Raw genomic sequence first — 22,610 nt, 5'->3', positions numbered from 1 at the left:
GTTCATATGCCGACTTATAATCCCATGATACGTACTATTCCCCAGCTCTAGCCAGGATTTCAGGCAGACTCGAGCAGCCGGCGGGCGATCACCTGCGCCTGGATCTCCGCAGCGCCCTCGAAGATCGAGAGGATGCGCGCGTCGCACAGGATCCGGCTCACCGGGTACTCGAGCGCGAAGCCGTTGCCGCCGTGGATCTGGAGGGCGTTGTCGGCCGCCGCCCAGGCGACGCGGGCGCCGAGCAGCTTCGCCATCCCGGCCTCCAGGTCGCAGCGCTTGCCCTCGTCTTTCTCGCGGGCCGAGAAGTAGGTGAGCTGGCGGGCGATGTTGATCTCCACCGCCATCATGGCGAGCTTGTCGGCCACCCGCGGGAAGTTCACCAGCGCCTTACCGAACTGGACCCGCTCCTCGGCGTAGCGCAGGCCGACGTCGAGGGCCGACTGGGCGACGCCGATGGCGCGGGCCGCGGTCTGGATGCGGGCCGACTCGAAGGTCTGCATCAGCTGGGCGAAGCCCTTGCCCTCGACCTCGCCGAGCAGGTTGCCGCCCGGCACCTCGAAGCCCTCGAAGGCGAGTTCGTACTCCTTCATGCCGCGGTAGCCGAGCACCTCGATCTCGCCGCCCGACAGGCCCTGGACCGGGAAGGGATCCTCGTCCGTGCCGCGGGGCTTCTCGGCGATCAGCATGGAGAGGCCCTTGTGGCCCTTCTCCTCGGGCTTGGTGCGCACCAGCACCGTCATGATGTCGGCGCGGACCGGGTGGGTGATCCAGGTCTTGTTGCCGGTGATCTTCCAGACGTCGCCCTCCTTCACCGCGCGGGTGCGCAGGCTCGCGAGGTCGGAACCGGTGTTCGGCTCGGTGAAGACAGCGGTGGGCAGGATGTCGCCGGAGGCGATCTTCGGCAGGAAGCGCTGCTTCTGCTCCTCGGTGCCGCCGCACAGGATCAGCTCCGCGGCGATCTCCGAGCGGGTGCCCAGCGAGCCGACGCCGATATAGGCGCGGGACAGCTCCTCCGAGACCACGCACATGGCGGTCTTCGGCAGGCCCATGCCGCCGTACTCCTCGGGGATCGTCAAGCCGAAGACGCCGAGTTCGGCCATCTTCTGCACGATCTCCATCGGGATGTAGGCGTTCTTCAGGTGCCACTCGTGCGCCTGATCGACCACCTCGGCCTTGCCGAAGCGGCGCATCTCGGAGCGGATCGCCTCCATGTCCTCGTCGAGGCCCGAGGCGCCGACGGTCGCCGAGCCGCCGCCGTCGCGCATCAGCGCGACCAGGGCGGCGCGGTTCTCGGGGGTGTTGCCATCGGCGATCAGGGTCTCGACCGCGTCCGTGCGGTACGGGGCCACCTCCTTGGCGGAGAGGCCGAGCGACCCGGTGACGCGGACCATCTCGCCCTGGCTCATCGGGATGCCGGAGAACAGCTGGTCGAGATACTCGCCGGCGCCGATCCGGACGAGGAGCGCCTCGGTCTCGCCGAACCGGCCCTCGGCCTGCAGGCGCTCGGCGTAGCCGCCGAGCTCGTTCACCGCCTCCGCGTAGGTCGCGAGCCACGCGAGCCCGTGGGCGGCGTGCTGCTGGCCCTCAAGCTTGGCCGCGTCGATCCGCCCGTCCGTCCCGAGGATCCGCGTGCGGACCCGGCGCGTGGCCTCGGCGGCCAGCGCCTTCGCGCTCTCACCGGCGGCCTTGGTGAGGGCCACGAGATCCTGCGGCTCGGTCTGGATGGCGGGGGATGCGGACATGGTTCTCTGCTCGCGTGGCGTCTTCTTGGATCGGGTCTTTTAACCTGCCGCGGTCCGGAGTCGAAGCAGATTTCGTTTGTCTCGCCTTGAACTGAAGTTGAATACCGGGGCTGGCGGGCCGGCGCGCAGCCCTGCGAAGTCAAGGCCTGACCGGCGCGGCGACGCGCGACGCTTCGGACACTGATGATCGTGCCTTCAGCCTACCGAAACCTGCTCGCCGGACGGCCCCGGCTCAGCGCCTCTGCTCGCACCGGGTCTTCAGGTAGGACCCGTCCTCGCCCTTGAAGCCGGCATTGGCCGCCAGGACCGGACCCTGGACGAGGCATTCCTGGAGCGTGTGGGCCGGGCCCGTCACCACGTCGATAGCGGTCTCGCGCGAGCAGTCCGGGGCCTGGACGGAGGCGGCGCAGATGAGGGCGACGACGATGATCTGGTTCATGGGGCCTCCCGTGCGGGCCCGGCTCACGAGACGGCGGGCGGCGTCTACCGAAAGATGGACCGCCCGACCTTGTTCCCTCGGTCCGGCCGCCCCGATGTGGCGCCGATGTCGCGCCGTCACACCAGCCCGGCGAGATCCGCACCGGCCTCGATCCGGTCGGGGGCGGGCACGCGGCCCTCGCCCAGCAGGTGGAGGAATGCCGTGAAGGCGGGGTTGCGGCCGATGCTGCAGGCGGCCACCGCGCGGTTGTCGCGGACGTAGTAGGCGATGAAGTCGAGCGCCGCCGGGTCGCCCTGCAGGATGATCCGCTCGAAATCCGGCGCGTAGCCGCCGTAATCCAGGCGCTTGTCGCCCTGGTTGCTCCAGAAAAACGGCGCCCCCGCGAAGGCGCCGGTGGCGCCGAGCATCGCCCGGGCGACGTGCGTGCCGTGCTGCTGCGCCAGCCGCCAGTGCTCGATCCGCGCCGTGACGCCGCTGCCGCGCTCCGGGAAGGCCGCGATGTCGCCCGCGACCCAGACGTTGTCGGCGAGCTTCAGGTCGGCGCCGACCGGGAGGCCGCCGGACTCGTCCGGCTCCACCCCGGCGACGATCCCGGTCTCCGGCGCGGCGCCGGCGCCGATCAGCACGAGGTCGGCCGGAAGCCGCGCGCCGTCCTCGGTCTCGACGGCCTCGACGAAGCCGGTGCCGGCGATCCGCGCGACCGTGCCGGTCACGAAGGTCACGCCGTTGCCGGCGTGGTAGCGCTTCAGCGCCGCACCCACGGCCTCGCCGAAGCGCTTGGCGAAGGGGACCTCCTCCCGGGACAGGACCGTCACCGACAGGCCGCGCTTGGTCAGGAAGGCCGCGGCCTCCAGGCCGATGAAGCCCGCGCCGATCACCACGACGCGCGTCGCCCGCTCCGCGGCCTCGCTGAGCCGCACCGCGTCGTCGAGGCTGCGCAGGGTCAGGACGCCGTCGAGGTCCTTCCCCGCGAAATCCGGCACCACGGCGCGGCTGCCGGTGGCGATCAGCAACGCGTCGCCGGTGAGCGTGCGCCCGTCCGCCAGCGCGACGCTGCGGCCGGCCGGATCGACCCGGGTCACCTCGGCCTCGACCCGCTCGACCCGGTGAGCGGCGGCGAAATCCGGCTCCAGCAGGGTCTTCTCGGCCGGGGTGGGCTTGGCCAGGAACTGCTTGGACAGCTTGGTCCGGTCGTAGGGCGGGTGGCCCTCGCGGCCGACCAGGGTGATCGCCCCCGCGAAGCCCTCGCGCCGGAGCGTGGTGACGCAGGCGGCGGCGGCCGCACCGGTGCCGACGATCAGGACCGTCCCGACCGGGGTCTCGGCCTCTCGCCTTGGGGCCGGCTCGGGCGTCAGCGTCGCCACCGCCTCGCCGCCCTCGATCCGGACGGGATAGCGAGTCAGCGCCTCCAGCGCCGGCGGCTCCTCCACGCCGCCGTCGGCGACCGCGAAGGCCGCCTTGTGCCAGGGGCAGTAGAGCCGGCCGCCGCAGATCTCGCCCTTGGCCAGCGGCGCGCCGAGATGCGGGCACTTCGCTTGGAAGGCGCGCACCCCGTCGGCGTCGCGCACGAACAGCACCGCGTCGTCGCCCGCGGCCCCCTCGCCCTTGCCCTCGGCCTTGCCGCCGAGAGGGATCGCGTCGAGGGCGAGGCGGATCTCGCGGGGCTTGTCCTGGTTCATCCTCGCCTCGCGCGCTGCCGGCCCGGGCCGATCCGGCCCGCGCGCACCAAACCGCGAGGGCGCGAAGGGTTTCCGCGCCTTCCGTCGCAGGGGTCGCGGCCTCGGCGGCGACCGCCCGCGGCCATCTCAGCCGCGGCTCGCCACCGCCACGCCGAGGGCGGCGAGCGCCATGCCGGCGCCCTGCACGGGGGTCAGCACCTCGCCGAACAGCAGGTAGCCGAGGACGGCCGCGACCGGCGGCACGAGGAAGAACAGGGCGGCGACGCCCGCCACCGCGCCCCGTCGGATCAGCACCAGCAGCAGCAGGATCCCGGCGACCGAGTTGACCAGGACCGCCCAGCTGAGGCCGAGCCACAGGGCGGGCGCCGGATCGAACGCGCCGCCGCCGAAGGCGAGCGCCAGCGGGATGGCACAGGCCATGCCGCCGACGAACTGGAGGGTCGCGCCGGCCAGGAGATCGACCTGGCCGCCGGTGCGCTTCTGCCAGAGCGTGCCGAGGGTCAGCGCCAGCACCCCCAGGAGGCTGACGGCCAGCGCCGCCGGCGGGATCCCGGACGGGTCCGTGGCGCCGAGCTTCGGGGCGAGCACGAGGCCGGTGCCGACGAAGCCCATGAGGATCCCGAGCGCCCGCCGGCCGCTGACGCGCTCGCCCAGCAGCGGCTGCGCCAGGAGCGCGGTGAGCAGCGGCTGGAGGCTGCCGACGAGCGCCGCGATGCCGGCCGGCAGCCCGTGGCTCACCGCCCAGAAGACGCCCGACAGGTAGACGCCCTGCATCAGGAAGCCCGCGACGACCGGGTCGCGCCACCCCGCCCGGTCCGCCGGCCAGCGCACCCGGGCGGCCGCGGCGATCAGGGCCAGCACCAGGGCGACGGCCGTGAAGCGGATTGCGGTGAAGGCCAGCGGATCGACGTGCGGCACGACCGCCCGGGCCGAGATGAAGCCCGTGGCCCAGATCGGGATGAACAGCGCCGGGAGAGCGCCGGACGCGAGCGTCGACGGGCGGGAGAGCGTAGGCATGGCCGCCGGACGGAGCATGCCGGCGCGCCCGGCGCAACGGTGATCTCGCCGCCCGGGCGGGGCGCGGTCCCGACCGGCCGGCGGCGTGGCGCGGACGCGTCACCGGCCGCCGATCGGGACCGGAGCGCGCCGGCGGCGTTGACGCGCGGGTGCCGGCGCCGTTCATCGGCGGACCTCTCCCGGAGAGGGCCGCCCCGAGGATCGCGCGATCGAGGATCGTTGGACACCCGTGAAACCCCTCCGCAGCGGATTACAGGTCATGGGCGTCGCCGCGCAGCGCTTCGTCTCCCATGACGGCTGGGCGATCGCGAGCCACATCGCGCTCTCGAGCCTGACCTCGCTGTTCCCGTTCCTGATCCTGCTGGCGGCGCTCGCCGGCCTGTTCGGCACCCAGTCGCTCGCCGACGAGGCCGGGGTGCTGATCTTCGACGCGTGGCCGCGGGAGATCGCCAAGCCGATCGTCGGCGAGGTGCACCGGGTGCTCACCGAGCAGCGCAGCGGCGTGCTGACGCTCGGCGCGCTGTTCGCCCTGTACTTCTCCTCCTCGGGCGTCGAGAGCCTGCGGGTCGGGCTGAACCGGGCCTACGGCCTGCGCGAGAGCCGGCCCTGGTGGCTGACCCGCCTCGAATCGATCGGCTACGTGATCTGCGGCGCCTTCGCGATGCTGGCCTTCGCGCTGCTCGTGGTGCTGGGGCCGCTGATCTGGCGCAACGTCGTCCTGGTGGCGCCGGGCCTGGAGCCCCTGAGCCTCACGGTGGCGATCGGGCGGATCGGCGTCACGGCCCTGCTGCTCGCCGTCGTGCTGGTCATCGCCCACAAGTTCGTCGCGGCCGGGCGGCGCTCGATCCTGTCGGTGCTGCCGGGGATCGGGGTGACGCTGCTCCTGTGGTTCTTCGCCGGCCTCGGCTTCGGCTACTACCTCGACCGATTCTCCAACGCCTACGCGTCGACCTACGGGGGGCTGGCCACCGCGATGGTGTTCCTGGTCTTCCTCTACTGGCTCGCCGCCATGTTCCTGTTCGGCGGCGAGATCAACGGCACGGTGATCGCCGCCCGCCGCGCCCGCCTGCAGGCGAAGATGCTGGCGCGCCGGGCCGAGATGGAGGGCCGCAGGTCCGGGACGGGCGCCCCGGGACCGGGCGCCTGATCCCGGAGCGTCCCGGTCGCACCTCACCGTCTCCCGCGCGGGAGAGGGGTTCGCGCCCGGACCCGACGACGCGGTGCGCCCGGCGGCGTCTCACGCCGCCAGCGCCAGCCCCTCGTCTTCCTCCGCCTGGGCCGCCATGAACTGCGCCCGGGCGAGCTCGGCGAACCTGCCGTCCTGCGCGACCAGGTCGTCGAAGGTGCCGGCCTCGACGATCCGGCCCTCGTGGAACACCAGGATGCGGTCGGCGTCGCGGATCGTCGCGAGGCGGTGGGCGATGACGAAGGTGGTCCGCCCCTCCATCACGGTCTCCAGGGCGCCCTGGAGCTTGCGCTCGGTGGCGGCGTCCAGCGCCGAGGTCGCCTCGTCGAGGATCAGGATCGGCGGGTTCTTCAGGAGGGCCCGGGCGATCGAGAGCCGCTGGCGCTCGCCGCCCGAGAGCGACCGGCCGCGCTCGCCGATCACCGTGTCGAGCCCGTCGGCCTGGCGCGCCATGAAGGCGCTGGCCTGGGCGCGCTCCAGCGCGTCGAGCATCTCGGCGTCGGTGGCGTCGGGGCAGCCGACCTGCAGGTTCTCGCGGATCGAGCGGGCGAACAGCATCGGCTCCTGGAACACCACGCCGATGTTGTGGCGCAGCGAGGCGAGGCCGACGTCGCGGATGTCCATCCCGTCGATGCGGATCGCGCCGGAGGCCGGGTCGAAGCTGCGGTGCAGGAGGCCGAGCGTCGTCGACTTGCCCGAGCCGGTGGTGCCGACCAGCGCGATCGTCTCACCGGGCTTGGCGGTGAACGACACGCCGTCGAGCGCCGGGCGCCTTCCGTCGTACGAGAAGGCGACGTCCTCGAAGGTGACCGCGCCCTCGAAGCGGGCGACCTGCCGGGCGTGCGGCCGGTCGGCCACCGCCGGGACGGTGTCGTAGATCTCGAAGAACTCGGCGATCTTCGGCGCCTGCTGGAACAGGCCGTTGACGAAGCCGACCACGTGGTCGAGCCGGGCCACGAAGGCGGTGGCGAGGCTCATGAAGGCCACGACCTCGCCCACCGTGGTGGTGCCGGCCTGGTAGAGCCAGATGCCGGTGACGAAGATCGCCGTCATGGTGATGGTCGCGGAGGCGCGGGTCGCCACGTTGGCGAGCGCCCACCAGGACAGGACCGGAATCTGCGCGGCGAGCAGGTTGGTGATGATGCCGCGCATCGCCTCCTTCTCGGCCTTGGCGCGGGTGAAGGACTGGATCACCGCGACGTTGCCGAGGGCGTCGGAGGCATGGGCGGCCAGCCCCGAGTTGAATTCCTCGACCTGGCCCTGGAGCGCCTCGGTCCGGCGCATCACGAAGGTGGTGAGCGCCGTGAAGGCCAGCACCAGCACCACCAGGATCGCGCCGAGCTGCCAGTTGATGAACAGGGTCATCGGCAGGAGCACGCCGAGCGAGACCAGGGCGACGAGGTGATCGCGGAAGAAGCCGAGCCACAGCCACGCCATGCCGTTCGTGCCCTCCAGCATCGCCTTCAGGACGCGGCCGGAATGGTTGGCCGAGTGGAAGGCGAGCGGCAGGTCGAGGACGTGCTCGAAGTAGCTCGCCATCGACGACAGGCGGTTGCGGTGCGCGAGCCGGTCGGCGTGGAGCGCGATGAACACGCCCGCCGCGATGGTGAAGAAGCCGAACGCCACCCAGGCGGCGAGCAGGGGCAGCATCGTGCCCATGGCGTCGCCGCCGCGCTTGAGATGGGTCAGCTGGTCGATGATCCGGCCCATCAGCAGGGGCTCGGCGAAGGCCGCGATCGCCAGGACCACGTTGGTGACGGCTAGGCCTATCGCCAGCCGCCGCTCCGCCTTCAGAAATCCCAGGACCCGCCCGTACAGACGAACCATCGTACCGCTCCGCCACCCCTGGCGCGGCCCGTGTGACCCGGGTCTCACGCCTTCACCGAGGAGGTCCGCGCGGCCGGCATGCGTGCCGGATCCGCGTCAAACCCCTCGTACGAAACGGGTATGCCAGCGCCTGCCTGAACGGGCGATGACGGGCCGATACAGGTTCGAAACAGTCGCCTTTACGGTTGCTTCAGCAAAGTTTCCCGAAGCTTAGCCCGGACCCGCCGCGTCCCGGACGCGCGGGCGGTGCCCGACGGCTCGGCGGCGTCGAGGCGGCGTTCGCGCCGTTCATGATCGACGTCGGCCGGCTGTCCGGACGACCGATTCGCCTCCCGCCGGCGAGGTCCCCTCCATGCCGGCCGACCGGCGGGGTGCCGCTACTTCGCGGTGAGGAGGGCCCAGTAGACCTTGTACTTCGAGCCCGGGGCGTAGGCAGTGGCGATCCCCATCCGGGTCGCCCCGGGCGCCAGCATGGTGGCGTCGTGGGGCGGGCTCTCGCGCCAGCCCGAGAAGGCCTCGGCCAGGGTGTGGTAGCCCGCCGAGAGGTTGGCGTTGACGCTCGCGTAGCCGAGCCGCTCGACGGCGGCCTTGACGGTCTGGGCCCGGCTCGGCCGGTCGGCGAGCGCCATGGCGGCCGCCTCGGCCTCGGCGAGGCGCTGCAGTTCGGGATCGACCGTCAGCGGCGGCGCGCCGCGGTTGCGGCGGTAGGACGAGATCATGTCGCGGGCCGCCTCGACGTCGATATGCGCGCTGTTGCTGGCGAGCGGCAGGTAGATGCTCGGCAGCCCGGCGCTGCTCGGCGGTTGGGCGGCGCAGCCGCCGAGCAGCGCCACCGCCAGCGCGGCCGGACCGACCATCCGGGCTCCGGTCCTGATCCGGGCGCGCCCGCGCCCCGCATGTCGACCGTCCCGATCGCGTCTCGTCACGTTTCACCCATCCCTGCGACGGCCCCACCGCCCAGCCGCCATATAGGGGCTGCCGCTCGGCCGCGCATCGGACGGTTAGGGCTTCCTCAAAGGCCCTCCGTCTAAAATTGCACACCGATGACGACCGCGCGTTCCCTGACCCCGGTGGATCCACCCCGCGACCGACCCGTCGGCGGGTGCGCGGACCCGTCGGCAGCGTCTGAGGCGGCGTCGGAGGCCGCGGCCGCGCGCGCCCTCCAGCGGGCGATCCTCCGCCAGCAGGCCGGCCTGCTGGCGCGACAGGAGCGTGCCCTGGCGGCCGCCGGGATGGGCCTCTGGTCCTGCCGCCTGCGCGACGGCGCCCTCGACTGGTCCGGGGGCGTCCACGACCTGTTCGGCGTCCCCCGGGGCGCAGCGCTGCACCGGCCCCGGATCCTGGACCTCTACGAGCCGACCTCGCGGCGCCTGCTGGAGGCGCTCCGGCACCGGGCGATCGCCGGGAGCGGCGCCTTCGTGCTCGACGCCGAGATCCAGGCCGGGGGCCGGCGGCGCTGGATCCGGATCCGCGCCGCGGTCGAGGCCGAGGACGGGCGCCCCGCCCGCCTGTTTGGAACCAAGCAGGACGTCACCGAGGAGATCGCCCGGCTGGCCGAGCTGAGCCGGCGCGCCGAGCGCGACCCGCTCACCGGGCTGGCGAACCGCCGCGGATTCGAGGCGCGGTTCGAGGCCGGGACGGACGGCGCCGGTCCGGATCCCCTCGCCGCCCTGCTGCTGATCGACCTCGACGGGTTCAAGCCGGTCAACGACGTCCACGGCCACGCGGCGGGCGACCTGTGCCTCCGGCGCTCGGCCGCGCGGCTCGCCGCCGTCTGCCGGGATGCGGCCCTCGTGGCCCGCATCGGCGGCGACGAGTTCGCCGTGCTCCTGCGGGCGCCCGTCGACCCGCTCGCGCTGGTGGAGCGCGGCCGGCGCGTCGTCGCCGCCCTGAGCCGGCCGATCCCGTATCGCGGCCGGGAGTTGCGGATCGGCTCCTCCGTGGGGATCGCGGTGGGAGACGCCGCGGGGATGTCCAGCGGGCGCGGGGGCCGCGCCCGGCTGTTCGACCGGGCGGACGCGGCGCTCTACGCCGCCAAGGACGCGGGCGGGAACGCCGTCCGGATCGTCCTCGGCGGCGGCCGGTCAGGCACCGGCGCTGCGCAGCCCGCGGTCGCGCTGGGGGCGGGCTGATTCGCCGCCCTCGGGAACCGCGGCCGGCTGGATGAAGCGGCTGGCGATCTCGCCCATGGCGCTCTGCATCGTGTCGAGGCCCTGCACGGTGACGATGCTGGAGCCGGGCCCGAGCGGCGGGATGAAGCCCGCCTCCGAGAGGGTCGCGAACACCGAGAAGTTCAGGTCGGTCACCACCTTCTGGCCGAGGCTCACGTCCACGATCCAGACGAGCAGCTCGAATTCCAGGAACGGGTCGCCGATCTTCTTGAACACCACCCGGGGCGGGGGCTCCTTCAGGATGTCGGAGTGGCTCTGCGCGCAGGCCGTGATCATCTCGGCGGCGCGCACCGGGTCCTGGTTGCGCAGGACGCTCACCGTGATGCTGACGCGCCCGGTCCGGTCGCCCCGCACCCGGTTCTTCACCACCCCGGAGATCAGGTTCGAGTTCGGCACGATCACGGCCGAGCGGTCGAAGGTCTGGATCTCGGTGGAGCGCACCGAGATCCGCTTCACGATGCCCTCGGAATCGCCGATCACCACCTGGTCGCCGACCCGGATCGGGCGCTCCCACAGGAGCAGCAGGCCGGAGACGAAATTGTTGACGATCGACTGGAGGCCGAAACCGATACCGACCGACAGGGCGCCGGCCACGATGGTGAGCTTCTCCAGGCTCAGGCCGAGATACGAGAAGGCGAGCGCCAGCGCGATCAGGAAGCCGCAATAGCCTGCCACCGTGGTGATCGAGTTGCGCAGGCCCGCGTCGAGGTCGGTGGCCGGCAGGTAGGTGTTCTCCAGCCAGCGCTGCACCCCGCGGGTGATGAACACGCCGACCACCAAGATGCCGATCCCGAAGGCGATGCTCGAGAGCGAGATCGTGACGTCGCCGACCTTGAAGCCGAAGAAGGCCTGCCGGACCGACGAGACGATGTCGGTGGAATCGAGCCCCCAGGGCGCCAGCACGAGGACCGCCGCCGCTAGGAACAGGATGAGCCGGGTCGCGCCGGTCGTCAGGACCGAGATCTGGTTGAGCGAGCGCTTGCGCAGGCCGGTATTGGCCTGGAGCGTGGTGGCGAGCCGCGTCTCGTCGCTGAGGGCGCGGCCGACGAAGATATCGACGCTCTGGACCAGCAGGTAGAGCAGCACGAGGACGGCCGCGTCCCAGATCAGCTGGTCGATCAGGAAGGCCGCGAAGGCCACGTAGCCCACCAGCGCGCCGAGCCCGATCAGCGCCACCGCGGCCCAGCCCAGGAGCCGCGCCGGCCCGCCGATGCCCGTCGTGGTCTTGGTCGGCACGTAGGGGCCGAAGCAGGCCTCCTCCTCCTGCTCGGTGTCGGCGAAGCGGTGGAGGCCGACCGCGAGGATCAGCGCGGTGGCGACCGCCCCGAGGCCCCGCGTGGCGATGGAGATCGGCAGGGCCGCCGAGATCCCGGAATTCAGGGCCTCGACGGACTTCACCACGGTGATCACCGTGGCGATGCCGACGGCGAGCCGGGTCAGGCGCGTGGCCGCCGCGTCGCTCACCGGGGCGGGCCGCCAAGCCGGCTTCTCGGGGCTGAGCAGCCCGTCGCACAGGGCCTCCACGAAGGCGATGAAGGCCAGCCCCCCGAGGATCGCGGCGGCGACCGGCAGGAGCCGGGACGGCAGCAGGTTGGTGGAATCGAGGGCGTAGTAGACCGCGTAGGATCCGGCCACCGCCGGCACCGTGCCGAGCAGGATCACCCGCCAGGCGGCGAGCATCACGGCGCGCCGCGACGGGTCGGTCTTGGTGGCGTCCCGGCGGGCGCCCTTGGGGGCGATGTTGCGCCGGCCGAAATACAGCGCCACCGAGATCCCGAAGGCGAGCCCCAGGAACAGCAGGTTGGCGAGGTTGCCGTTGCGGGAAAACAGCAGCCCGATATCCGACACGGCGCTCTGCAGGGCGCGCGTGTCCCGGGGGACGTCGCCCATCACCTTGGTCCAGAGACCGGGGCCGACCAGCGGCTGGGAGCGCTGGAGCAGGTCGCGGGTGAACGATTCGCGGCGGCGATTCGAGACACGGTCGACGATCTGGTCGCCCTGCACCACCAGGGAGCGGGCGAGGCGCTGGGTCTCGTCGATGCGGGTGACGGCGGCCTCGCGCTCGGCGCGCTCGGCGGCGACGTCGGCGCTCTCCTGGGTATCCTTGGGTTTCGGCCCGAGCTGGGCCAGGCGCTCGCGCGCGGCCTCCAGCGGCGCGTCGAGCCGGGTGACCAGGGTGCGGATCTCGTCGGTGACCGTCACGGCGCTGTCGCGGATGGCGGTGAGGTCGGCCACCGTCAGCTCCGTGTGGCCGAGTTGCTTCTCGCGGGCGTCGAGCTCGGTCTTGGCGGCGTCGAGCTTGGCTCGGACCTTCTTGAACTGCTCGGGAACCTCGGCCTTGGCGGCCGGCGGGGGCGCGGGCTTCGCTTCGGCGGGTTTCGCGTCGGGCGCCTTCGCGTCGGGCGCCTTCGCGTCGGGCGCCTTGCCGTCCGCGGGCTTGGCGTCGGGCGCGGACTTGTGATCGGCGGGCTTCTGATCGGCGGGCTTCTGATCGGAAGACTTGGCGGCGGGCGCCGGATCCTGGGCGAAGGCCGGCAGGGTCAGGGCCGCCGGGGTTGCGAACACCAGCGCGGCGAGCAGGGCGAGTGCGCGGGACGGGCGCGGCGCGCCCTCCGGCTTCCGGGTCCGCGCTGGGATACGATGCATGAGCAACCTCTCGTCGGGCGCGCGGCGGCCGGCCGGAGTCCGGCATCGGCGAATCGGCGGCGATCGGGGACCGGGCGGGCCTCCTGGCGGCCGGGCGCTCTGGGCGAGCAATAGGGCGAAACCGTGCCGCTGCCCACCCCGGGCCGGATCCCGCGCCGGGTCCCGCCCCCGCGAGCCCGCTGTGGGTGCGTCCCCGGGGCTCATCCGGAAAAGCTTCACAAGGGTGTCACGCTGGGATTAGATGAACACCTGATGGACAGGGCCTTTTCGTTGCTACGCGAAAGGGCGCGGCCGGTGGCGATACCGGCCCGGCCCGGCCGCGTTCCGGATGCTACCGCATCGACCGGCGCCCCCGCGCGCCGGCCCGCCGCCCTGTTGTTCCCTCCGTCTCTCCCGTCAAGCCGTCGCTCCGCGCGCCGGCTCGTCCTGCATCGGCCCCGGGCCGGTTCGGACGGGCCGGCGGGGCGGCGGCATGGTCCCGCGCGTCTCACGCGCCAGAGCTAGTCCGAAGAGTCGCGCCGATGATGGATCTCCAAACCCTCGTCCTCAACGCGGATTATCGGCCGCTCTCGTACAATCCGCTCTCCCTCTGGTCGTGGAAGGACGCCTTCACGGCCCTGTTCCTCGACCGCGTCACCCTGGTGGCGAGCTACGACGTCGAGGCGCGCTCGCCCTCGCGCGCCCTGCGGGTGCCGAGCGTCGTGGCGCTGAAGAACTACGTGGCGCTGGCCCGCAGCCCGGCCTTCACCCGCTACAACATCTACCTGCGCGACGGTTTCAGCTGCCAGTATTGCGGCCTGCGGCTGCCCTCGGGCGGCCTAACCTTCGACCACGTGGTGCCGCGCTCCCGGGGCGGCCTGTCGAGCTGGGAGAACGTCGTGGCGGCCTGCTCGCCCTGCAACCTGCGCAAGGCCAACCGCACGCCGGACGAGGCGGACATGCCGCTGATGACCGAGCCGCGGCGGCCGACGCGCTACGAGCTGCACCACCGGCAGCCCGAGTTCGACCACCGCCAGTACCATCACACCTGGCTCGACTACCTGTACTGGGACAGCGAGCTGGAGAGCTGACAGCTGAGCGGAGGCCTCACCAGGCCGGCTCGCGGCGGGGCGGCTCGTTGTACATCGGGACGTTGTGGTTGCGCGGCAGGTAGCCCCAGAAATGAGGTCCCCGGACCGGCGGTCCGATCACCGGCACCCGCTCGACGATGCGGTGCCGCGGTGGGTGGCGGCGGTGCACAGGATGGCCGTGCACGAACCCGGGATTCCCAGGCGACAGGGCCGGGTCGAAGGGCGGTCCGGCCCGGTCGGCGGCCAGGGCCGGTCCTAGGCTGAGCGCGAGCGCGGCACCGGCCGCGAGGACGATCCCGCGGCGCGGGCGAGACGTCATGGTTCGGTTGTTCCTCAGCATGGCGTCGGGCCTGTCGGGCAACGGGGGAGCACGGTTGAAGCTGCGCCGCGTTCCGGGCAGACTCAGAGCTTGGCCTTGACGCCCAGGGAGAGCAGCAACGTCTCCATCGAAGCGCCGACCATAGGCTTTGGAAGGGCCGTGGCGAGGACTCCGCCCGCGTAGATTTTCTCGCTACCGGCCGCCTCGAGGTAGTTTTGGTACTCGGCGCGCCCGACAACGGAGAGCACCGGCGTCACCCGGTATTCCAGCGCGGCGTCGAATCCGACCATGCCGGTGGGGCTCATTGAATCCTTGTAGACGAGGTAGCGTAGGGCATGATGGTCCTTCGCGTTTCCGATCGACACCGGGCTGCCGATCAACTCGCCCGAGGCCGTCCAGTCACCGAACGCCATCTTGCCGCCGATTCCGAGATAGGGCGTCTGCCATTCCTGCTGGTAGGCGATGCCGAGCTGGCCTCCTGGGAACATGCCCATCTCATTTCGGAATCCGGATGGCGACGAGTAGATGTATGCCCCACCCCGGGCATTCGATTTAAAGGTGAAGTATCGGTAGCCGCCGATCGCGTATAACGCTGTGTCCTCGTCGCTGTAGAACGTCACGGCCGCACTGGCATCAGCCTGCCACATGGTGGCGGGCTTGGCGTTGGGGCTCTGGGAGTAATGGGTCCAGCTGCTTGCGCCTTTGTAACCGTTAAGCCAGTCGTAATCCTCCATCGTCCCACCCGAGAATACGGAGGTCCATCCGCGACCGCGGATGGTAACGCCGTCGAAGGGGCTGAAGGCGACTCGGCCGCCGATGGCGAGGGAGTTAGTGTCCCAGTTCAGCTGGCTGAGCCGGCCTTGGCCACCGACAGCGTTGACGTATTCATGGGCCCGACCGGCCACGTAACCCATGAAGAGTTCTGCGGAGACCGACTCCGTCTGCACGACTGGGGCCGTTTCGTACTCGGCGCCACGGAGGTAATCGTAATCGAGATCCGCGGCGCGCGCGGTGTTCACGCCGCAGAGACCGAGAACCGCCAGCAGCGGGAAAGTGACGGTACGCATCGGGATCGTCCTGGGACGGAAAGAGACGGACGGCGGATCGAGCCTCGACACGGTGATAGACCAGTAACCTTAATTCTCCGTTGCTCGACTGCGACAGGTCAGTCCCGATCCGGGGAGACCGGTCCCGGCGCGTCGTGACGGGCGCCGAAACGCGAAACGGCGCGGAGAGCCTCCGCGCCGTCGTCGTCCGTCCGGGGAATCGCGGTCGAGGCGCGATCAGTACTTGCGCACCAGCGGGCCGGGGATCGGCTCCGGCATCAGCGGCGGCAGCGGGGCCGCCACGAAGCCGCCGAGGTAGTAGCGCAGGCCGATCTTCACGTCGTGCGCCTCGATGTCCTTGATCTTGATCGCCTGCAGGCTGCCGGTGCAGCACGGGACGAAGCCCGGGCCGGTCTCGGCCTTGCCAAGGTTCAGGTAGCGGTAGGCGAGTTCGATCTTCAGCGCGTCGGTCACGTTGTAGGCGAGACCGGCGTGGAGCGCCCAGGCGAAGCTGCCGCTGGTCTTGTCCTTGTAGAACTTGCTGCCGCTGTTGGTGTTGTAGACCGGATTGCCGTTCGGGTCGTAGACCGGTGCGTACGGGATGCAGCCGCAGCCGGCATTGGTGTAATCGTACGCGTAGGTCGGGCTGGTGAACTGCTGGTTGGTCGAGTAGCTCGAGACGTGGTTGAACGCGTAGCCGACGCCGCCGCCGATGAACGGCGTGATGCCGTACCACGTGCCGAGGTCGAAATAGGCGTTGGCCAGCACCACCGCGGAGTCGAAGTTGCCGCTCGACTTGTTCACGCCGTACGAGCCGAGCCCGTTGTCGAAATCCGGGCCCTTGTAGTACTCGCTGCCGCGCAGGCCGGTGGAGTAGCGGTACTCACCGGTGATGTCGCCGCGCAGGAACGGGGTGAACTGGTAGCCGACGCCGACGCCCGCGAAACCGCCGCCGCCGACCGCGTTGCCGAAGGCGCGGTTGGACTCGGCGTAGCCGGTGTAGTCGTAGGCGTCGCTGTAGCGCGGACGGGTGTAGATGCTCGCGCCCACGTCGCCACGCAGGTACCAGCCGCCGCCGACCTCGATCGGCGGGGGCGGCGGGGGCGGGGGCGGCGGCAGCATCAGATCCGCGGCCGCGGCGAGGCAGGGCGCACCGACGCTCGCCGCGAGCGTCAGGCTACGCACCAAAGCGTTCAGCTTGGAGCGGGCCATGAGGATTCCTTCACTGGACTCGTGAGCCGGACGCGCGGCGCGCGGTCCCGGGGTACGAGGGCAGGATGGAAGGAACGTCTTAAATCCGGCTTAACGTTAAATGTTAGGCTTGCGTATCCGTTGCCGAACTGTCGAAACGGATATCCGGGCGAGACTTGCTTGTTTCGGCTGCGCTGCGCCGCCGGGGTCAGCGCAGTTCTTCTGTGGGGGCCGGACGGCGCGGGGGCTGAGGCCGCATGGGACCCGACGACGTGCGCATCCTGGCGCTGATGCTGCCCGAGGCGGTAGCGGGCGCCCACAGCGGCAACCCGGATTTCCGGGTCGGCGGCCGGGTCTTCGCGACCCTCTGGGTCGAGGAAGCGCGGGTCGTGCTGCGCCTCGCGCCCGCCGATCAGGCCGCCCTCTGCGAGGCCGAACCGGACCTGTTCGCGCCGCTCGACGGCGCCTGGGGGCGGCGGGGCTGGACCAATCTCGACCTCGACCCGTGCGCGGAGGAGGTTCTGCGGGCGGCGCTGCTGGCGGCGTGGCGGATGACCGCACCCGCGGAGCTGCGCGCCGCCTACGCCGATCTGGGCTGACTCGGGCTGCCCCCTTCGGAGTCGAGCCGCGCCCCTCCGGGGCTCCGGCCTCAGGCCGCCGCGCGGGTGACGGCGTCGACCACCTCGTCAACCACCGCGTTGACGAGGCCGCGGTCGTCGCCCTCGGCCATGACGCGGATCACCGGCTCGGTGCCCGACGGGCGGATCACGAGGCGGCCGGCATTGCCGAGCCGCTCGCGGGCGTGCTCGATGGCGCTGACCACGCTGTCCTCGCGCAGGGGCTCGCCGCTCCGGTAGCGGACGTTCTTGAGGATCTGCGGCAGCGGGTCGAAGCAGTGGCAGACCTCGCTCACGGGCCGGTTCTGCCGCTGCACCACGCTCAGCAGCTGCAGGGCGGCCACGAGGCCGTCGCCGGTGGTCGTGTAGTCCGACATGATGATGTGGCCGGACTGCTCGCCGCCGAGGTTGTAGCCGTGCGCCCGCATGTGCTCGAGGACGTAGCGGTCCCCCACCGCCGTGCGGGCCAGGGTCAGGCCGAGGCCGCCGAGGAACCGCTCCAGGCCGAGATTCGACATGATCGTCGCGACCACGCCCGGCTGCGTCAGGCGCTCGTCCTCCTTCCAGGAGCGCGCCACGACGGCCATGAGCTGGTCACCGTCGACCACCTGGCCCTTCTCGTCCACGATCAGCACCCGGTCGGCGTCGCCGTCCAGCGCGATGCCGATATCGGCCCGGCGCTCGCGCACCATGTCGATCAGGGCCGCGGGCGCGGTCGAGCCGACATCCCGGTTGATGTTGAACCCGTCCGGCTCGGTGCCGATGGCGATCACCTCGGCGCCGAGCTCCCACAGGGTCTCGGGGGCGACCCGGTAGGCCGCGCCGTTGGCGCAGTCGACCACGACCCGCAGCCCGTCCAGCGTCACCTGCCGCGGGAGGGTGCGCTTGGCGAACTCGATGTAGCGGGCGTGCACGCTCTCGATGCGCTTGGCCCGGCCGAGGTCGTTCGAGCCGGAGAGGCGCTTGTGCATGTCGGCGTCGATCAGCCCCTCGATCTCGTGCTCGATCGCGTCGTTGAGCTTGAAGCCGTCGGGCCCGAACAGCTTGATACCGTTGTCCTCGAACGGGTTGTGCGAGGCCGAGATCATCACGCCGAGATCGGCCCGCATCGAGCGGGTCAGCATCGCCACGGCCGGCGTCGGCACCGGCCCGAGCAGGAGCACGTCCATGCCCACCGAGGTGAAGCCGGCGACGAGCGCGGTCTCGATCATGTAGCCCGAGAGGCGGGTGTCCTTGCCGATCACCACCCGGTGGCGGTGGTCGCCGCGCTGGAACACGAGGCCGGCGGCCTGACCGACCTTGAGGGCGAGCTCCGGCGTGATCACGCCGTTGGCCCGACCCCGGATGCCGTCGGTTCCGAAATACTTGCGCACCATCACGTCTCCGGCGCCCGGTCTCGCGGACCCGGCACAGCTTAGCAGATTATCGCGCCCGCCGGCGGCTCACCGGCCGGCAGAGTCAACGGGGTGCTCCCCGACAAAGGCGGTCGAAATGGGGCGCCCGGCGCGCTGCAGGAGCCGCGGCGCCGAGGCCGAGACCAGCGCGAGGCCCGAGACGGTCAGCAGGCCGAGCACGAGCCGGCGGAAGGCGACCTCGCTGAGGCCGAGATAGATCCGGGTGCCGAGCAGCGTCGGGACCAGCATCGCCGGCAGGACCACCGCCAGGATCGGCAGCGTCGCCCGGGTGACGAGCCCCGCGGCGAGGTAGGTCGCCAGGGTGACGCTGAGCATCGCGAGGTTGAAGTTCTGGATCACCGAGCGCTGCACGTCGCGCTCGTAGCGGCGCAGGGTGCACCAGAGGGTCGGCAGCACGCCCGTGAAGCCGCCGAGCCCGCCCATCATCCCGCCGCCGAGGCCCACCGCGGCGTCGGCGAGCCGGCCGCCGGCCGCGATCCGCGGCAGGTTCCGGGCGAACAGCATGGCCGGGCACCAGACGATCAGCAGCAGGCCGAGGAGCGTCTTGAACCAGTCGGCGTCGAGCCGCGGCAGCAGCAGGACGCCGAGGGGGATGCCGGCGAGGCCGCCGAGGACGAAGGGCGCGAGGCGCCTGGTCTCGAACCCGCGCCGGACCGAGACCGCCGCGATGACCTGGCCCGTGAAGGCGCCGGAGACGGCCAGCACGGCGGCGAGCTGCGGGTCGATCACCCAGGCCCAGAACGACAGGGCCGTGAGCCCGAAGCCGAAGCCCGACAGGCCCTGCACGAAGCCGGCGACGACGGCGCCGAGGGCGACGACGAGGTAGGTCGAGACCGGCATCGGGATCCAACTGCGGCCCGCGGGAGGGTTCTGTGTTTCCGATTCGGCGGACGACGCCGAGCCTGCGGCCAAGCTGACGCCGTCGATCCGCCGACAGGAGGGCCGGTTTGTCACGGGGGATGCGACGATGATCCCGCGTGGCGGGCGGACACCGCCGCTGATGAGGGAGCGCGACGCGCCCCCTCTCCCGTGCGGGAGACGGGAGCCGCGCCCGGTCCCGACAGCGCGCCGCCGACGGCGGCGTCGACGCTGCACGTGCGTCGGAGGAGGCTGCACGGCACGAAAAAGGGCGCCTCGCGGCGCCCCCTTCGCTCGTCCGACCGTGCGGTCTCAGGCCTGCGGCTGCGGCTCCAGGCCGCCGTCGCTCTCCTTCGGCCGGCCGCGGCCCGCCGAGGGGACCGAGGAGCCCCGGGCCGGGGTCGGCGGCACGTCGCCGCCGTCGCGGATCGGGGGCTGGCCCTTGAGCAGGTTGCGGATCTCCTCGCCCGAGAGGGTCTCGTACTCGAGGAGCCCCTGGGCCAGGGCCTCCAGGTCGTCCTTGTGCTCGGCCAGGATGCGGCGCGCCTCCTCCAGGCCGGTCTCCACGAGGCGGCGGACCTCGGCGTCGATCTTCTGGGCGGTCGACTCGGAGACCGACTGCTGCCGGCCCATCGACATGCCGAGGAAGACCTCGTCGTTGTTGTCGCCGTACGCGACGGTGCCGAGCTCGGGGCTGAAGCCCCAGCGGGTCACCATCATCTTGGCGAGCCGCGTCGCCTGCTCGATGTCCGACTGCGCGCCCGAGGTTACCTTCTCGCGCCCGAAGATCATCTCCTCGGCGATGCGGCCGCCCATCATGATCGCCAGCCGCGAGGTCATCTGCTCGAAGCTCATGGAGAGCTTGTCGCGCTCGGGCAGCTGCATGACCATGCCCAGCGCCCGACCGCGCGGGATGATGGTCGCCTTGTGCACCGGGTCAGTGGCCGGGACGTTCAGCGCCACGATGGCGTGGCCGCCCTCGTGGTAGGCGGTGAGCCGCTTCTCGTCCTCGGTCATCACGAGGGTGCGCCGCTCGGCGCCCATCATGACCTTGTCCTTGGCGTCCTCGAACTCGTGCATCGTCACGATGCGTTTTCCGCGTCGAGCGGCGAGGAGCGCCGATTCGTTGACGAGGTTCATCAGGTCGGCGCCCGAGAAGCCCGGGGTGCCGCGCGCGATGGTCTTGAGGTCGACGTCGGGGGCCAGCGGCACCTTGCGGACGTGGACGCGCAGGATGCGCTCGCGGCCGGTGACGTCCGGGTTCGGCACCATGATCTGGCGGTCGAAGCGGCCGGGACGCAGCAGCGCCGGGTCGAGCACGTCGGGGCGGTTGGTCGCCGCGATGATGATGACGCCCTCGTTGGCCTCGAACCCGTCCATCTCCACGAGGAGCTGGTTCAGGGTCTGCTCGCGCTCGTCGTTGCCGCCGCCGAGGCCGGCGCCGCGGTGGCGGCCGACCGCGTCGATCTCGTCGATGAAGATGATGCAGGGCGCGTTCTTCTTGGCCTGCTCGAACATGTCGCGCACGCGGCTGGCGCCGACGCCCACGAACATCTCGACGAAGTCGGAGCCCGAGATGGTGAAGAACGGCACGTTGGCCTCGCCCGCGACCGCCCGGGCGATCAGGGTCTTACCGGTGCCGGGCGGGCCGACGAGCAGCACGCCGCGCGGGATCCGGCCGCCGAGCCGCTGGAACTTCTGCGGGTCGCGCAGGAACTCGACGATCTCCTGGAGATCCTCCTTCGCCTCCTCGACGCCGGCGACGTCGTCGAACGACACGCGGCCGTGGGCCTCGTTCAGGAGCTTGGCCTTCGACTTGCCGAAGCCCATGGCGCGGCCGGCGCCGGACTGCATCTGGCGCGAGAGGAAGATCCAGGCGCCGATGAAGACGAGGATCGGCAGCCAGCTCACCAGCAGCTGGATGAACCACGGAGTGTTGTCGGACGGCGGGCGGGCGGTGATCGTCACGCCCTTGCCCTGCAGCTTGGAGACCAGGCTCGGGTCGTTGGGCGCGTAGCTCGTGAAGTTGCCGCCTCCCACGTAGGTGCCGGACACGTCCTGCCCGGAGATCACCACCGACTGGATCTTGCCGGCATCGGCGTCGTTCAGGAGCTGGCTGTAGGCGATCTCGCTGCCGCCGCCCCGGTGACCCGGGTTCTGGAACAGGGTGACGAGGGCCAGCACCAGCAGGAAGATGACGACCCACAAGGCAAAGTTGCGAAAATTCGGGTTCATCGATCAATCCCTGGCGCGTGCGACCCCCAGGACGGACCCGCCACGCGGCTATTCCGGTCCATCCGTGCACACTCCGCCAATGTAGGCGGGGGGCTCTCCCTTGCCAAGTAAGTCGGGAGACCCTGCGGCGAGGGCAGCACCCGCGGGCCCGTGCCGGCGCGGCGGCGCCGGGGCGAGGTTCACGCCCCCGCCCGCGTCGGCGGCGACGAGGATCCCCGCGAGGGTGCGGCGGACCGGCTCCCGGCGGCGCAGGGCCGGCAGGAGCGATTCGAGGACGAGGGTCTCGAGGCGCTCGAGGCGGCGCGGCGCCGCGCCAGCCCGGGCCAGGGCGAGATCCAGGCAGCGCAGGGCCACGGCGTCCGGCAGGGCCACCAGGGCGCGCCCGTCGAGGCGCAGGCCCGCGCCCGTCTCCGACCCGGGCCGGAGCGCCCCATCGAGGGCCTGCTCGGCCGCGCCCCGGAGCGCGGCCTCGTCGCGGGCGGCGCGCTCGGCGAGCCGGGCGAGGCGCGCCCGGGTCAGGCCCTCGCGCTCCAGGGCCGGCCAGGCCGCGCGCAGGCGGCCGCGGGCGAAGCGCGGATCGCCGTTGGCGGGATCGCGCAGATACCCGATGCCGCGCGCCGCGCACCACGCCTCCAGGCTCGCCTTCGGCAGGTGCAGGAACGGGCGCCCGAGGGCGAGGCCGGGACCGAGGTCCCGCTCGGCGCGCATGCCGGCGAGCCCCGCGGGGCCGCTGCCGGCCGCGAGCCGGATCAGCACCGTCTCGGCCTGGTCATCCCGCGTGTGGCCCGTCAGCACGAGCCCGGCGCCGACCGCCCCGGCATGGGCGGCGAGGAGTGCGTAGCGGGCGGTGCGGGCCGCGTCCTGCAGGCCGGTGCCGGGCTTCGCGCCCGTCCAGGTCAGGGTCGCGTGGGGCAGGTCAAGCGCCCGGGCGGCGCGGCCGACGCCCTCGGCCTCCGCGCCGGATTCCGGCCGCAGGCCGTGATCGACGGTCGCCACGCGCAGGGACGCGCCGGTCGCGTCGCGCAGGCGCGCGGCGGCGTGCATCAGGGCGCTCGAATCGGGACCGCCCGAGACGGCGAGGAGCACGCCCCGCCCGCCGCGCGCGGCCCGGTCGAGCCAGGGGCGGAGGGCGCCGAGGACCGGGTCGCCCGA

At 71.9% G+C, this 22,610-nt stretch carries 18 protein-coding genes; 4 read left to right on the top strand and 14 right to left on the bottom strand.

From position 1 onward, the window contains the following. Positions 1 to 59 precede the first annotated feature (59 nt). The 4 genes from BM314_RS16285 to BM314_RS16270 all read right to left on the bottom strand — a co-directional run bounded on the left by BM314_RS16285 (position 60) and on the right by BM314_RS16270 (position 4,895). Positions 60 to 1,742, bottom strand: coding sequence for an acyl-CoA dehydrogenase family protein (locus BM314_RS16285; protein ID WP_091978997.1), 1,683 nt, complete (start codon positions 1,740 to 1,742; stop codon positions 60 to 62). Between the two features lie 232 nt (positions 1,743 to 1,974). Beyond that, complete coding sequence (locus BM314_RS16280) at positions 1,975 to 2,181, bottom strand: hypothetical protein (RefSeq protein WP_012321270.1); 207 nt, start codon at positions 2,179 to 2,181, stop codon at positions 1,975 to 1,977. 116 nt (positions 2,182 to 2,297) lie between these two features. Further along, the gene (locus tag BM314_RS16275) at positions 2,298 to 3,860 is read right to left on the bottom strand and encodes an FAD-dependent oxidoreductase (protein WP_091978995.1); all 1,563 of its coding nucleotides are present in this window, start codon (positions 3,858 to 3,860) and stop codon (positions 2,298 to 2,300) included. Between the two features lie 126 nt (positions 3,861 to 3,986). Further along, positions 3,987 to 4,895 carry a DMT family transporter gene (locus tag BM314_RS16270; protein ID WP_091978993.1) on the bottom strand — a complete coding sequence of 303 codons (909 nt, stop codon included), beginning with the start codon at positions 4,893 to 4,895 and terminating at the stop codon, positions 3,987 to 3,989. Positions 4,896 to 5,136: 241 nt separating this feature from the next. On the opposite strand from BM314_RS16270, the gene BM314_RS16265 reads away from it, so the two are divergent. Beyond that, entirely contained in the window at positions 5,137 to 6,024 is an 888-nt protein-coding gene (locus BM314_RS16265) for a YihY/virulence factor BrkB family protein (RefSeq protein WP_020093999.1), read from the top strand. Between the two features lie 90 nt (positions 6,025 to 6,114). Here the strand turns inward: BM314_RS16265 and BM314_RS16260 are convergent, their stop codons facing one another. Both BM314_RS16260 and BM314_RS16255 read right to left on the bottom strand, forming a co-directional pair. Beyond that, positions 6,115 to 7,890 (bottom strand): glucan ABC transporter ATP-binding protein/ permease, encoded by a 1,776-nt coding sequence (locus BM314_RS16260; RefSeq protein ID WP_091978991.1) that lies wholly within the window; start codon positions 7,888 to 7,890, stop codon positions 6,115 to 6,117. 377 nt (positions 7,891 to 8,267) lie between these two features. Continuing rightward, complete coding sequence (locus BM314_RS16255; protein WP_091926984.1) at positions 8,268 to 8,747, bottom strand: CAP domain-containing protein; 480 nt, start codon at positions 8,745 to 8,747, stop codon at positions 8,268 to 8,270. Positions 8,748 to 8,933: 186 nt separating this feature from the next. On the opposite strand from BM314_RS16255, the gene BM314_RS16250 reads away from it, so the two are divergent. Beyond that, positions 8,934 to 10,022, top strand: a complete 1,089-nt coding sequence (locus BM314_RS16250; RefSeq protein ID WP_091978989.1) for a GGDEF domain-containing protein — start codon at positions 8,934 to 8,936, stop codon at positions 10,020 to 10,022. On the opposite strand, the gene BM314_RS16245 is transcribed toward BM314_RS16250, so the two are convergent. Then, positions 9,975 to 12,707 (bottom strand): DUF3772 domain-containing protein, encoded by a 2,733-nt coding sequence (locus BM314_RS16245; RefSeq protein WP_091978987.1) that lies wholly within the window; start codon positions 12,705 to 12,707, stop codon positions 9,975 to 9,977. The two genes, BM314_RS16250 and BM314_RS16245, sit on opposite strands and share 48 nt — an antisense overlap. Before the next feature lie 521 nt (positions 12,708 to 13,228). Here BM314_RS16245 and BM314_RS16240 point away from each other — a divergent pair. Next, positions 13,229 to 13,777: an HNH endonuclease gene (locus BM314_RS16240; protein WP_020094004.1), complete on the top strand. Its 549-nt coding sequence runs from the start codon at positions 13,229 to 13,231 to the stop codon at positions 13,775 to 13,777. Positions 13,778 to 13,793: 16 nt separating this feature from the next. On the opposite strand, the gene BM314_RS16235 is transcribed toward BM314_RS16240, so the two are convergent. From BM314_RS16235 to BM314_RS16225, 3 genes are all read right to left on the bottom strand, one after another. Beyond that, a complete protein-coding gene (locus BM314_RS16235; protein WP_091978985.1) occupies positions 13,794 to 14,096 on the bottom strand; it encodes a hypothetical protein in 303 nt (100 codons plus the stop codon). Positions 14,097 to 14,179: 83 nt separating this feature from the next. Continuing rightward, the gene (locus tag BM314_RS31025) at positions 14,180 to 15,163 is read right to left on the bottom strand and encodes an omptin family outer membrane protease (protein ID WP_091978984.1); all 984 of its coding nucleotides are present in this window, start codon (positions 15,161 to 15,163) and stop codon (positions 14,180 to 14,182) included. Positions 15,164 to 15,379: 216 nt separating this feature from the next. Continuing rightward, complete coding sequence (locus tag BM314_RS16225; protein WP_091978982.1) at positions 15,380 to 16,354, bottom strand: outer membrane protein; 975 nt, start codon at positions 16,352 to 16,354, stop codon at positions 15,380 to 15,382. Positions 16,355 to 16,590: 236 nt separating this feature from the next. On the opposite strand from BM314_RS16225, the gene BM314_RS16220 reads away from it, so the two are divergent. Further along, on the top strand, positions 16,591 to 16,932 hold the full coding sequence (locus tag BM314_RS16220) for an MmcQ/YjbR family DNA-binding protein (protein WP_020094008.1): 342 nt from the start codon (positions 16,591 to 16,593) through the stop codon (positions 16,930 to 16,932). A gap of 50 nt (positions 16,933 to 16,982) precedes the next feature. On the opposite strand, the gene glmM is transcribed toward BM314_RS16220, so the two are convergent. The 4 genes from glmM to tilS all read right to left on the bottom strand — a co-directional run bounded on the left by glmM (position 16,983) and on the right by tilS (position 22,544). Beyond that, positions 16,983 to 18,323, bottom strand: a complete 1,341-nt coding sequence (glmM, locus tag BM314_RS16215; protein ID WP_026605059.1) for a phosphoglucosamine mutase — start codon at positions 18,321 to 18,323, stop codon at positions 16,983 to 16,985. Positions 18,324 to 18,392: 69 nt separating this feature from the next. Further along, entirely contained in the window at positions 18,393 to 19,205 is an 813-nt protein-coding gene (locus BM314_RS16210) for a sulfite exporter TauE/SafE family protein (protein WP_091978980.1), read from the bottom strand. A gap of 330 nt (positions 19,206 to 19,535) precedes the next feature. Next, on the bottom strand, positions 19,536 to 21,458 hold the full coding sequence (gene ftsH, locus BM314_RS16205; protein ID WP_056533689.1) for an ATP-dependent zinc metalloprotease FtsH: 1,923 nt from the start codon (positions 21,456 to 21,458) through the stop codon (positions 19,536 to 19,538). A 48-nt stretch (positions 21,459 to 21,506) separates the two neighbouring features. Then, positions 21,507 to 22,544: a tRNA lysidine(34) synthetase TilS gene (gene tilS, locus BM314_RS16200; protein WP_091979075.1), complete on the bottom strand. Its 1,038-nt coding sequence runs from the start codon at positions 22,542 to 22,544 to the stop codon at positions 21,507 to 21,509. Between the last annotated feature and the right edge of the window lie 66 nt (positions 22,545 to 22,610).

This window comes from Methylobacterium sp. 13MFTsu3.1M2, from assembly GCF_900112625.1.
Classification (GTDB): domain Bacteria; phylum Pseudomonadota; class Alphaproteobacteria; order Rhizobiales; family Beijerinckiaceae; genus Methylobacterium.
The sequence above is the reverse complement of the archived record's forward strand: the minus strand, read 5'-3'. Positions and strand labels throughout refer to the sequence as shown.